The organism is Coxiella endosymbiont of Ornithodoros maritimus, assembly GCF_907164965.1.
In the GTDB taxonomy this organism is placed as follows: Bacteria; Pseudomonadota; Gammaproteobacteria; order Coxiellales; family Coxiellaceae; genus Coxiella.
In genome coordinates this window covers 1-13,161 of the sequence record NZ_CAJRAM010000034.1, presented here as the reverse complement: position 1 = coordinate 13,161, position 13,161 = coordinate 1, and the positions used below count along the sequence as shown (strand labels likewise).

Here is a 13,161-nt window from a genome sequence, read left to right as displayed (position 1 = left end):
TTTTCTTGTTAATTTTTAATGCTTTCTAAGCCATAAAGCGTTCGATAAATTTCAGAATTTTTTACAAGTTCGTTGTGACTCCCTTCCGAAACTATCTTACCTTCACGTAACACGACAAGTTTATCACAAAATAAAATTGAACTGTGTCGATGAGCGATGATAATTAATGTCTTCTTTCCCATCAATGATTTCAAAGCCTCGTTAAATTCATTTTCTGTAATAGAATCTAACGCATTTGTTGCTTCATCCATGATAACAATGTCAGGGTCGTGATATAATGCGCGTGCTATTCCCACCCGCTGTCGCTGGCCGGCTGACAATTTTGCACCTTTTTCTCCAATTTGCGTATATAAGCCCTCAGGTAAATCATTTACTAAATTCTGTAATTGCGATATATTAACGCTACGGCTCACCGCCTCATGGTCAATCCCTTCCTCTGAAATTCCTAATGCAATATTATCTAATAGCGTACCATCAAGAAGATGTGTATGTTGGGGGACATATCCTACCAAATGAGATAAATCCATACGGCTATTCGTTATGTCGATATCGTCACAAAAAATAGAACCGCTTTTCACTGGCAGCAGCCCAAGGATTACGTCAACTAACGTGGTTTTCCCTGCCCCAGAAGCACCTACGATACCAACAGAAGTATTTTTTGGAACTGTTAATGAAATACTTTTTAAAGTCACTGTTTTTGATTTTGGATATTGATACGTGACATCCTTGAGCCTTAATTCCCACCTGAATTCAATGCATTGCCGAGAACAACGCTTCATCAGCAAGACATTCTGGTATTCCCCTAACTCATTAAGTGCTTCACGGACAACTAATACATTCGCATGGTATTGCCTTACATTGCCTAACGCAAGTGAGATACGCGCCATCGCAGGCAATATTCTTTGGATCGAGATAGCAATAATCCCCACTATTGGTAATATAGAGATTAAATTTCCATGAGAAAATAACAAATAAAGTAAAATGATCAGTAATATTCCAAAACCGACTAAATTTGTAAGTACCGATGGTACATTTGCAATGACATTATAAATAACCATATTTTCGGCGTTTTTTCTTCTCCAAAAAACAAATTTTTCAATGAAATAAGTTTCAACATTATTTATTTTTATATCTTTCAACCCTTGAAAGGCATCAGAGGCAATGTTATAGGATTTGCGTACATAATACTCGTTTTCATTACTAATATTTTTTATTTTCTTTTTTGTTCCTTTCATTGTTAAAAGTAAAAGAGTAGTCAAACTAGTAGCAGAAAATAAGACGATTTTAAAGTCAACCCATAAAATTAAAGATACCAGTGAAAGAGCAACAATGAAATCAGTCGCTATTGATAGCATAAAAGTAATTACATTTACGGTGTACACTACGTCAGTCAAGATATACTTTGATAAAGTAGAAGTATTAAATTCCATTGCTTTTTGATAAGGCATAAAAAGATAACTCCTAATACAAAAGCCAGATATTCTTGTATTCAAATTTTGGGAAAATTTTGACTGATAATAATTATTTATGCAGGTTATAATTGCTTTTAAAGAAAGCATAGCAAATATCACGAAGCCAATAAAAACTAAAAACGAATCATTGCTTTTAAAATGAATAAAATTGAAAATATAATTTAAAATGAAATTGTGTTGGATAATTTGCTGATCCCCTAATATCTTTATATAAGGGAAAATAGCGCCAACACCGACTAATTCTATACAGGCTGCTAACACCATTAAAAGAATCAACAAGTTTAATTTCTTTATATCATTTTTATTTAAAAATGATAAAATTACTTTAATATAATTAAACATATTTTTAGTTTAGTAGTATTTTAAATTAACTTTCTCATCAATGATTTCTACTTTTCCAATCATCTTAGCTGGTGATCCCGCCACTATCGAATAAGCAGGTACATCAGTATTTACAAAACTATTAGCACCGATAATTGAATGATCGCCTATTTTTAGGCCCATTTTTATAATCGATTGCGGGGCAATGTAACAGCAATTACCTATTGTTAGATCTCCTTTTTGATAAATGCTTTTGCCCCCCGTAACCGCCCAGGCTACACTATCGTGGGTATATATATGTACTCCCGCTGAAATGGAACAATAACAACCGATACTAAGTCGCCCGCCCGACCCATCTAAGATCACATACGGACCGATCCAACTGTTCGCTCCTATTGCCACATTTCCAAACACTAAAGCGCTATTGTAAATACTAACATTTTCTCCAAACCCCAATCTTTGGGCTCGTTCCCAACGATCAAACATAGCATCTTGAAAAGGAAGACTATGATTCCAATCGTCCAGTAAATACGTTTCTTTTTGTTTATAAGCATCATCTAATTCATCAAAAATATGACTCATTTAAATCCCCATCTTTTCTGGCGTAAACAAATGATAATTAGACTTGTGACCCTTAGACAAATACATCTGTATAAAAATTTCTAAATAAATTAGTGACCAAATTAATAATCGATGATTATGATGGTTTTGAATATGGTCATTCACCAAATGGTTCACGACTGAATAATCGAGTAATTCGAAAATTTTAGCATTTCTATCACCAAGCAACGAGCGCACAAATTCGATACTTTCTCCTTTGAACCAACTGGCATCTGGTGCGGAGAATCCTTGCTTTGGAGCATGAGCGACATTATCGGGAACATAACGGCTCATCATTTTACGTAAGATCTTTTTACCATTCACCCTTTTTTCTCGTTTAGAGAATATATCGTTTTCATTGACCCTTTCAAACGCGAAATCAGATAGCTTATATTTCACAGGCACCTGTAAAGCAAAATCAACGAAATCATTATCAAGGCAAGGAACCCGGGTTTCAAGTCCGTGCGCCATACTTAGTTTGTCTTCAACTACGAGTAATCCATGCAAAAACGTTTTGGCTTCAAAATATAAAGAATGATTAATATAGTCTTCAGTCTTTATTGGGGTATTCTTAATTCGAAAAACATTAGCAAATATATCTCGGGTCCAAATAGATTTTACTTCTTCAGCAATAGGAGCAAGAACTTTAAAAAGGTTTTTTTTACTCATTAATCGTTGCCAATATTGATAATATTTATCAATATAATCTTCAAAACTTTCGCTGTTCTGTCCGCACAAATAGCGCCATGGGTATCCTGCGTAAAGTTCATCTCCGCCAGTTCCAGCTAATACAACTTTACTGAATTTACTGGCTAATTTAGCCGCATAAAAATTCGGATAACTTTGTCCGATCCGTGGTTCCTCCAAATGCCACACCAAACCCTGCATGCAACGTTCCATATCTCCCGGTTTTAATACCATTTCATAATGCTCAGTGCCAGCAAGATAAGAAAGATGTTCGGCTGCTTAACACTCATCAAACCCTAATTCCAAACCAGAAGCGGAACTCAAATCGAACCCCACCGTGAAAGTACGCATGTGCGGCAATTGCTTTGCTGCAATCATTGTAATCGATCCCGAATCCACACCCCCACTTAAATAACTATTTACAGGAACATCGCTGACAAGCTGGCGATTAACCGCTTGCTGAAACAAATCATTAATTTTTTCTAATAGCATTTTTGTAGAAAACGCTGAATCATTTATAAAATTAAAATCCCAATATTGATGGAACGATGAATTTTCTCTTTTTACCATCATAAAATGACCGGCAGGCATAATACGGAGATCTTTTAAAAGGGTTCGGTCCGTAGAAATTTTGGAAAGTTAAATATTCCAGCAAAGCCTCTTTATTAATCTCAGTTCCATAAAGGCCGGAAGAAATAATCGCTTTTATTTCAGAAGAAAAAACAAAGCAATCATTTGTTTGATAATAATATAATGGTTTAATTCCATAACGATCTCTGGCTAAAAATAATGCTTTTTCTTTGCGATCCCAAACGGCAAAAGCAAACATGCCATTAAAGTTTTCTAAACACTTTTCTCCCCATTGTACATAAGCGTTTAAAACCACTTCCGTGTCGGTGTTGGAAAAAAAGGAATAGCCTAAATTTACTAACTCTTTACGCAGTATTTTGAAATTATAAACTTCACCATTATAAGTAATAAGATAACGACCATCCTTCGTTTGCATCGGTTGATGACCGGCGGGACTTAAATCTATAATCGCCAGTCTCCTATGCCCCAATCCGATATATTTGTCAGTAAACTGTCCCTGGCCATCGGGTCCGCAATGAGCAATAGAATCCATCATCGCTTTAATTTGATCGAAAGCAACTGGCTTACTGTTTAAATTGAAAATCCCTGCAATACCGCACACAATTAAATACTTCTTAAAGTTTCAATGACGTAACCGTAATCATCTTTAGTCATACGATTATGAAGAGGAATCGCCATCGTGTTGTGAGCACAATCACGCGCACCAGGGAAGTCATCTGAATAAATTCCATATTTCTCTCGATAGAAACTTAACAGATGAACAGCATGAGTGCCCGGCCGCGTGGCAATACCAGCTTCTTTGAATATCCATCAATTTCCCCATTATTTTTACCTAATACAAGCGATCTCAATTAGTCCATTCTCATCATTCACACCGTAACAACGTCCCTCCCGTGGACAAAGCAAACGATCGTCCAATCGTTCTCCCGCATGGCTTACCCATCCCACCTGCCGTGCTGGATTACCCACCACTAACGCATGAGGCCTGACATCTTTGGTCACCACAGCGCCTGCACCAATAAACGAATAAGCGCCGAGACGCACCCCACAAACAATTGTTGCGTTTGCTCCAATCGTAACACCCCGTTCAACATAAGTTTTTTTAAATCCATTTTTCCTTTCAATTACGGCGCGTGGGTTATTTATATTGGTAAAAACACAGGAAGGTCCACAAAAAACACCATCTTCCAAAGTCACTCCCTTATAAAGGCTGACATTATTTTGAATTTTACAATAATTACCTATTTTAACGTCCGGACCAATCATTACATTTTGCCCGATAATACAATTTTCTCCAATCTTGCATTTCTCTAAAATATGTGAAAAATGCCACACCTTCGTGTTTTTCCCCAACGCAACGTGCTTATCGACAATCGCTGTTTCGTGAACAAAAAAGTCATTGGCTCGAGTCAACGATTCTAAATTTAACGACTTTGTCGCCTGGTTTAAAACTTCTAACACACGCAAACCTTCTTTGGCATCGGTGATTGGTTGCTCACACGTTTTTATACAGTCTATAAAATGCTGACATTCCCTTGTTAGTGGCTCTTCCTCCGTTAAAGGCCAGTAAGTGGCATCGGCTTTATCCGGAAAAGGCATTCCATCACGCCAATGAATTTGATGTGAATAAAAAGCCAACTTTTGTATCCACGGTTTGGCATCGTCAAAAACAGCCATTCCCTTCGATCCCACCACAACCAGCTTCTGTTCTTTATGGGGATGTAACCAAGAAACAAAAATATGCGCTTGTATTCCGCTTGGAAATTCAAGGTGCGTCGTTGTCACATCCGCGATGGATTTATGCAAAAAATACCCGCCAATTGCTTTTACGACACTCGGTTTTTCGTTTATTAAGCTTAAAATCATGGAAATATCGTGTGGTGCAAAACTCCATAAAATATCTTCTTCTCGTCGTATTTTCCCTAAGTTTAAGCGATTAGAATAAAGGTATTGCAACCTCCCCAGCCTCCCTTCATGCACCAATGATTTTAACGCTGTAAAAGCAGGGTGATATTGCAGCAAATGACCAACCATTAAAATACGATGACGCGCTAATGCGAGTTGACCTACTTTTTTTGCATCGTCCACTTGTAATGCTAAAGGTTTCTCAACAAATACATCTTTGTTGGCTTCTAAAGCCTGCCAAGCAAGTTTTGCATGGTCTTTTGCCGGTGTAGCGATTGCTACAGCGTGATACGAGGGATTAACTAACACTCCTTTCCATGAAAGAACAGGGACATTATATTCTTCAGCACGCTTAATACCGACTTCTTGATTAACTTCACAGATACCGGCCAAAACACCCAATTTTGCGAAATTGCGAATTAAATTCTTTCCCCAATACCCTACTCCCACAACAACAATCTTTGGCCGATCTTGCATTTTTTACTCCAGTTTTGGATTAAGCACGCTACCGCCCTACGGATATTTTCCCGCATTAGCCAATTTACACACGCAACTATGTCAACAATATACTCGGTACCAACACCCGATGGGATCCTACCACTTGTTGAATATCTTTAACCATTTGCTGTGACACTTCAAAAACAGTAACAAGAAAAACTGCTTCTAAGGGTAATCTCTCGCGGGAATGCCAAACCACATGCTTCAAATAAGCATCGCCCTCGTAGTGAGGATCATAAATTCCCAATACCTTCGTTTCAGCGCGAGCCGCTCGTAAAAGCGCGACTTCAGCCAAATCAGAAATACCGCACAGCACAACTTCTTTTTGATGATTAAGGCGGCATTGATTGAATAATTGAAGACATGCTTGACCGGCTTTGCGATAAAAATAAAAAGATCGGGAAAGGTATTGCGCAGTAAGACGCGTTTTCTCTGAAAAACCTTTTGGCGTTAAATAATATAAATAACGATTGGCTGGAATTTGTTCGATTTTTATTAATCCTTTATTGATACAATGTCTTAAATACGCATTCGTCAAACCTAATGCAAGACCTAATTTTTTAGACAAAGTCCGTTGCGTAATATTGCTTTGCTGTTCAATCGATTGAAGAATCGGTAGCGTAATTTCCATATCCTTATCATGAGCGTTCATAGCATGAACACTATATCTTGACTTACCAAGATTATCAACCTCCTGTCACAGAAGCCAATGGCACTTCAACACGGGTTACTTTACCAAGCATGTTCAATAACAAGGTGACTCGTTTAGCGCCCGAGTGCATTTCAAAAATACCCTCATAACCCGCCATAATGCCATCGATTATTTGAACACGTTGCCCTTTTTGGAAAAGAGAAACTTTAGGGGGTGCGCCCGCAGAAGTTTCGTTGTTTTTTAAAAATTGAACGAAATCTGGAGCTACTTTTGCAGGAATGCCGGCAAAACGAACCAATGCAGAAACACCGCGCGTTGAACGTATAGGCCCCCAATTATCCTTATCGATACTTAACAAAATAAAAAGATAACGAGGAAATAAAGGCTCTGTAACCAGCTGGTAACACTCGGATCGCCGTCTATTAACTTGGATAAATGGCAAATAAATTCTATAACCTTGACGCTCTAAATTTTCCTTGGCTATTCTTTCTTGGCGAGGTTTCGTATAAATAAGATACCAATCGCTATCCGTTGACACTCTTACAGCTCACAGTGCTTAATAATTCGTCACAAACGTTTCTTACTGTCTCTTTTGCCAAATAGGGATGAAAAGGTAAGCTCAATACTTGCTCACTGGCTGTTTGCGCTTGCGGGTAATTGTCATAGGTTTGCGAATAAGCTTGGATCGCAGGCTGTTCATGCAACGACTTCGGATAATGAATGGCTGTTGGAATGCCAGCTTCCGTCAAAGCAGCTTGAACGCTCTCTCTTTGTTCAACACGGAGGGTGTATTGGGCAAATGCACTCACGTTATTTGGAGCAATATAAGGGATAACAAAATCTGCCCCTAAAATTTCAGAATACCACTCAGCCACCCGCTGTCGCTGCTCTAACTCATCAGCAAATAATTCCAGTTTTGCTAACAAAATAGCCGCCTGCAAGGTATTGAACCGCGCGTTCAAGCCGACCCGAACATGATGATAGCGTTTCTCTTGGCCGTGGTTACGAATCAAATGCATCCTTTGCGCCAGTTCGTCATCGTTCGTAAAACAAGCCCCCCCGTCTCCATAGCAACCTAACGGCTTAGAAGGAAAAAAGCTCGTACAGCCGATGCTAGTAAAACCACAAGACTGGCGGCCATGATGGGTCGCACCTAAGCTCTGAGCTCCATCTTCAATCACAGGCAAACCATGGCGTTCAGCAATGGCATTAATCGCCACTAAATCGGCACACTGACCATACAAACTCACTGGCACAATCGCCTTTGTTCGATCAGTAATCGCCGCTTCGATACGTGAAGCGTCTATATTGTAGGTTTCAGGGTCGATATCAACGAAAACGGGTGTAGCGCCCAAAAAAACAATCGTTTCAGCCGGCGCAAAAAAACTAAAGGAAGAGGTGATAACCTCATCCCCCGGCCCTACGCCTAAGGCCATCAAGGCAATCAATAAAGCCATCGTCCCACTAGAAACCGTGATACAGTGACGAACCCCCACCCACTCAGCCAACCGGGTCTCCAACTCTTTCACTTCCGGGCCCATAATGAATTGACCGTGGTCCAGCACCGCTTGCATTCTTCTATCAACCGCTTGTTTTATCTTCAGGTATTGCTCGTTTAAGTCGATAAATTTCATTACGCGGTTCCTTATAGCCTATAAAGAAGGAGAATACTATCTAAAAACCCCCACAACTTCAATTGGATGATTTCCATAAACGTCTCGTGTATTATTTTTCACTATGAAACTATCGCCCCTAACTGCATTATCGCCGCTCGACGGTCGCTATCAAAACAAGGTAGAGGCATTGCGGCCCATTCTCAGCGAATATGGCCTAATTCGCTATCGGGTGATAGTCGAGATCAAATGGCTACTTTTTTTATCACAAGAAAAAGCGCTAACCGAAATTCTTTCTTTAAATGACTCGGATATTAAAAAGTTAGAAGAGATTATTGATCACTTTGATTTACAAGCCGCCAAGGCAGTCAAAACAATTGAAGCAACCACCAACCACGATGTTAAAGCCGTCGAATATTATTTACAACGCCAATTGGAAAAAGAAAAAAACCTCGCGCCTCTCATCGGTTTTATTCATTTCGGATGTACTTCTGAAGATATTAATAATCTTTCCTATTCACTTATGATTAACGAAGCCCGTGAAATCGCGCTTATTCCCATCGTAAAAAATATTGGAATGCGATTACAAACGTTAGCGGAAAAATATGCTGAACTTCCTTTATTAAGTCGCACTCACGGTCAACCGGCAACGCCGACCACCTTAGGGAAAGAATTAGCAAATATTGTTGCGCGTATTCATGCTCTATATCATAGTCTCGCCCACCTTGAATTATTAGGCAAAATGAACGGTGCCGTCGGCAATTTTAACGCGCACCAAGCAGCGTATCCAACTTTTGATTGGCCGACATTCAGCAAACGTTTTATTCAATCGCTCGGCCTAGAAGCCAACGAATACACAACGCAAATCGAACCTCATGATCGACTTAGTGAATTTTTACAATCGCTGGTCCGTTTAAATACGATCCTTATTGATTGCTGCCGGGACATTTGGAGTTATATTAGTCTGGGTTATTTTTTTCAAAAAGCGAAAAAAAATGAAGTAGGTTCTTCTACCATGCCGCACAAAGTAAACCCGATCGATTTCGAAAATGCGGAAGGGAGTTTAGGTCTTGCTAACGCCTTAGCGAACCACCTCATCAACAAACTACCCATTTCTCGATGGCAACGCGATTTAACCGATTCCACCGTAATGCGAAACTTAGGTTGTATATTCGGTTATGCGCTTATCGCTTATGAGTCACTTCTCAAAGGGTTAGATAAAATAAGTGCGAACGAACAGCGCATTCGGGAGGATCTCGAAGCACATTGGGAAGTGCTGGCAGAAGCTTTACAAACAGTAATGCGTCGATACGGCATCCTTGGAGCTTATGAACAATTGAAAGAGCTGACTCGGGATAAAACGATTGATAAAAATCGGTTAACCAAGTTTATCGAACAATTATCGCTTCCTAGCGAAGCTAAAAATCATTTAAAATCACTGACCCCTGGCAATTACACTGGTTTCGCCGCAGAATTAGCAAAAAAAATTAGTAACTTTAAATGGGATTAATAACGAAGATAAAGAAAAAAACTTAATATGCTAGACATTACCTTCAAAATCGACAAAAACAACAAACCGTATCTTGAAACCGGCATCACTGGTAAAGCCTTATTAACTATCCCTCAGTTAAATAAAGGAACGGCGTTCACCGAAGAAGAACGTGACACTTTTGGATTAAGAGGGAAACTACCAAACAGAGTCGAAACGCTAGACGATCAAGTGGCTCGCGCCTACTTACAATATAAATCATTTCATATGCAGCTTAATCGCAATTTCTATCTCAATTATCTTTTAGATACCAATCAGGTCTTGTTTCATCGGTTAATGAAAGATCACCTCCAAGAAATGCTTCCCACCATTTACACACCTATTGTCGGCAACGCTGTTCGCGCTTTTAATGAAAGATTCATGCATCCTCGCGGTCTTTATATTTCTTACGAAGACCGAAACCAAATTAAAAAAATTCTTAATAACCGTTCTCACCCCATCATCGACCTTATCGTCGTCAGCGATGGTAAAGGCGTACTAGGGATTGGTGTGATCAAGGGGTCGGCGCGATGGCGATTCCTGTGGCGAAACCCATGGTTTATACCGCCATCGGTGGCATTAACCCCATTCGGACTTTGCCCATCTTGCTAGATGCAGGCACTAATAATGAAGAATTATTAAATGACCCTCTTTACTTAGGCTGGCGTCATCCACGTTTATCCGGCAATGAATATGCGGAATTTATCGAAAAATTCATTGAAGCCATCCAAGCTACGTTTCCGCAGGTTTTTTTACATTGGGAAGACTTTGGACGCACGAACGCTTATCATAATTTAATTAAGTACCGCGAAATCATTTGCAGTTTTAACGATGATATTCAGGGCACCGGCTGTGTGGCTCTCGCAGCTATCTTGGCCGCATAAAAATCACCCGCTCAACCCTGGCAGAACAACGTATCGCCGTTTTTGGTGCTGGCACAGCAGGCATGGGAATAACCGATACGCTATTTCGCACCTTATCTCAAAACGGTTTATCAGAAAAAGAAGCCAGAAACCCATTTTGGTTAATCGATCGAAACGGCTTATTAACGGAGTATAGCGAAGAAATAACTCCTGCTCAGCAAGCCGTACCTTCGTAAAAAAGAAGAAATAGCTTCTTAGAAAATCAAAAACCCACAACAAATTTCCTTGCTTGAAGTCATCGAAAATATAAGACCCACTAAAAATATAAGACCCACTATTTTAATTGGTGCTTCCGCTCAAAGCCATGCCTTTCATCAAACCATTATAAAAGCGATGGCAAAACACGTTGAAAAACCTATTATTTTCCCTTTATCCAACCCTACCGATCACAGCGAGGCCGAACCGGCTGACTTGCATCGATGGAGCCATGGTAAAGCTTTAATTGCCACTGGTAGCCCTTTTGAGGATATTATTTTCGACAATCAAATATTTCCTGTGAATCAATGCAATAACTATTTATCTTTTCCCGGCATCGGTCTTGGCGCTATCGCGGTTAAAGCCAATCGCGTTAGTGACAATATGCTGTCGAGCGCTAGTCAAGCCCTCAGTCGATACGCAAACGAATCCACACACCGCTTATTGCCCAGCATCGCTCAAGCCCAAGAAAAGCCTCCCGCCAAGTAGCCATTGCTGTTGTAAAAACCGCTATTGAAGAAGGCCTCGCTAAACTTCCTCTCGATCAAGTAGAAACACTGGTCGATCAACAAACCTGGGAGCCTCATTATTTACCTTACCGAAAAAGATAATAAAACCACATTCGTGAAATGGATCAGCATTTATAATGATATACCCACATTAAAAATCGCCAATCCTCTCATTTAAAATGTCTAAATAACCTTGGTAGGTACAAATTTTATGGCGTTCTTTGTCCGTAATTTCTTTAGCAATACCAAGTACTTCTAAATGCCTAATCGATTTCGTCGCTGTAGAAATAGTAATGTTGCAATGCTCTACGATTTTTCTAATATCGGTGATGAATATTTTTCTAAATAATGATGAACTAAGAGTGGAGATGCAGCTGGTCGGCCTAAGTTTTCTATTTTCTGCCGATCTTCTGGGAAAAGCTGGATAATATTTTTTGTAGTCTCAATCAGGCCTTTTAAAAAAATCGAATCCAGGGTTCCCACTCACCGATTTCTCTGACTCGCTGTAAATAATCATAGTATTGCTGGCGCTATGTTTTAAAGTACTGGCTTAAATAAAGAAGTGCTTTATTTAGTAACTCTTCTAGACATAAAATAAAAGTAATCAGAAATTTTATTCTTAATCAATCTGTTAACTTCATTGATAGATTTAGGCATAAAGATATCCTCTCAATTAAAATGTTAATAACATAAAAATCGATTTTCCTTACTCCGCCCAGATTTACTTCGCTTAAGTTATTCCTTTAAACAACGTTCTGGAAATAATTTGTTTAAAATGCTCATGCAATCGAGACCACTGATCTTTAGGAAGCTCAAATCCCGTGATTTCTAGCGCCAGAAACTGCGTGGCCACGGCAACATCAGACATTGAAAACTCATGGCCTGCTAACCATAAATTTTCTGAAAGGCTATTTTGCAAATAATCTAAAACAGCTGGTAATTCTTGGGTCGTTCCCGAAATTATCCATTTTTCATCGACCCCTTGGTTAAGTACTTTTGGTTTTATCACACGTTCTAAAAATATTTTTCGATAGGTAATGTTTGTTAAAACGGTATGTATCTGAATATTGCTCAAATCAGTGCGCTTTTGCATACGCTTCAGGCGTTCTGGGGTACAATTAGATTGTGCCTTGAAAACTTAGGATCCAAATAAGCGGCAATCACCGCTGAATCTACAAAAGAATAATCAGCAATTTGTAAAGCAGGTATTTTTCCCAAAGGACCTAACTGGTTAAATTCAAGCGGGACTTTTTGCCCAATCGCTAGTAATACCTTCGGTAATATTTCTTTCTGCTCGTAAGCGATTCCCTTTTCTGCTAACGCGACCATCACTTTTCTGACATAAGGCGAAATGGATGCACCCCATAAAATAATAAGATTTTTCTTGTTTTGAGTTTCTTTTAACATGGCCTTTTCTCCTATGCCTATCTACTATATCTACTAATAGATAGTTTCTTGGTTTAAAAAAATTTTACGCCTTTCTGAGGCACGCTAGAATCACATCCTTAACCTGCACCAATCTTTTCTCATCCTGATTAGGCTTAAAACATTATTAATTTAATCTAGCCACGCTCACAAAATACGATGAAATTTTAGGGGAGAGGGGTTATGACTTTACATGACTCATCTTCTTCAAGTTCATCAGAAAAAACTTGGGTCATGTAAAG

Annotated in this window: 7 protein-coding genes and 4 pseudogenes; 2 read left to right on the top strand and 9 right to left on the bottom strand. The window is 39.2% G+C overall.

The window, feature by feature from the left end; translation table 11 throughout:
* Positions 1–8 precede the first annotated feature (8 nt).
* The 8 genes and pseudogenes from OWO34_RS03955 to OWO34_RS03920 all read right to left on the bottom strand — a co-directional run bounded on the left by OWO34_RS03955 (position 9) and on the right by OWO34_RS03920 (position 8,360).
* Positions 9–1,814, bottom strand: a complete 1,806-nt coding sequence (locus OWO34_RS03955) for an ABC transporter ATP-binding protein (protein ID WP_267256626.1) — start codon at positions 1,812–1,814, stop codon at positions 9–11.
* 9 nt (positions 1,815–1,823) lie between these two features.
* Positions 1,824–2,375, bottom strand: a complete 552-nt coding sequence (locus OWO34_RS03950; protein WP_267256625.1) for an acyltransferase — start codon at positions 2,373–2,375, stop codon at positions 1,824–1,826.
* Positions 2,376–4,272 (bottom strand): annotated as a pseudogene (gene asnB, locus OWO34_RS03945) (asparagine synthase (glutamine-hydrolyzing)).
* A gap of 2 nt (positions 4,273–4,274) precedes the next feature.
* Positions 4,275–4,472 (bottom strand): annotated as a pseudogene (locus tag OWO34_RS03940) (DegT/DnrJ/EryC1/StrS family aminotransferase); the annotation flags it as partial.
* Positions 4,473–4,499: 27 nt separating this feature from the next.
* Positions 4,500–6,053 (bottom strand): Gfo/Idh/MocA family oxidoreductase, encoded by a 1,554-nt coding sequence (locus OWO34_RS03935; RefSeq protein WP_267256624.1) that lies wholly within the window; start codon positions 6,051–6,053, stop codon positions 4,500–4,502.
* Positions 6,054–6,129: 76 nt separating this feature from the next.
* Positions 6,130–6,726, bottom strand: a complete 597-nt coding sequence (locus OWO34_RS03930) for a winged helix-turn-helix transcriptional regulator (protein WP_267256623.1) — start codon at positions 6,724–6,726, stop codon at positions 6,130–6,132.
* A 34-nt stretch (positions 6,727–6,760) separates the two neighbouring features.
* A complete protein-coding gene (gene rfaH / locus OWO34_RS03925; protein WP_267256622.1) occupies positions 6,761–7,264 on the bottom strand; it encodes a transcription/translation regulatory transformer protein RfaH in 504 nt (167 codons plus the stop codon).
* The gene (locus tag OWO34_RS03920; protein ID WP_267256621.1) at positions 7,251–8,360 is read right to left on the bottom strand and encodes a DegT/DnrJ/EryC1/StrS family aminotransferase; all 1,110 of its coding nucleotides are present in this window, start codon (positions 8,358–8,360) and stop codon (positions 7,251–7,253) included. Before OWO34_RS03920 ends, rfaH begins: the two co-directional genes overlap by 14 nt.
* Positions 8,361–8,463: 103 nt before the next feature.
* On the opposite strand from OWO34_RS03920, the gene purB reads away from it, so the two are divergent.
* Both purB and OWO34_RS03910 read left to right on the top strand, forming a co-directional pair.
* The gene (gene purB, locus OWO34_RS03915) at positions 8,464–9,849 is read left to right on the top strand and encodes an adenylosuccinate lyase (protein WP_267256620.1); all 1,386 of its coding nucleotides are present in this window, start codon (positions 8,464–8,466) and stop codon (positions 9,847–9,849) included.
* Between the two features lie 27 nt (positions 9,850–9,876).
* A pseudogene (locus OWO34_RS03910) lies at positions 9,877–11,596 on the top strand (NAD-dependent malic enzyme).
* 628 nt (positions 11,597–12,224) lie between these two features.
* Here OWO34_RS03910 and OWO34_RS03905 read toward each other — a convergent pair.
* A pseudogene (locus OWO34_RS03905) lies at positions 12,225–12,901 on the bottom strand (glutathione S-transferase family protein).
* Positions 12,902–13,161 lie beyond the last annotated feature (260 nt).

Coding starts and splice junctions, on each gene's coding strand:
- purB (WP_267256620.1), top strand. CDS start 8,464: ATGAAACTATCGCCCCTAACTGCATTATCGCCGCTCGACGGTCGCTAT.
- OWO34_RS03955 (WP_267256626.1), bottom strand. CDS start 1,814: ATGTTTAATTATATTAAAGTAATTTTATCATTTTTAAATAAAAATGAT.
- OWO34_RS03920 (WP_267256621.1), bottom strand. CDS start 8,360: ATGAAATTTATCGACTTAAACGAGCAATACCTGAAGATAAAACAAGCG.
- OWO34_RS03935 (WP_267256624.1), bottom strand. CDS start 6,053: ATGCAAGATCGGCCAAAGATTGTTGTTGTGGGAGTAGGGTATTGGGGA.
- OWO34_RS03930 (WP_267256623.1), bottom strand. CDS start 6,726: ATGAACGCTCATGATAAGGATATGGAAATTACGCTACCGATTCTTCAA.
- OWO34_RS03950 (WP_267256625.1), bottom strand. CDS start 2,375: ATGAGTCATATTTTTGATGAATTAGATGATGCTTATAAACAAAAAGAA.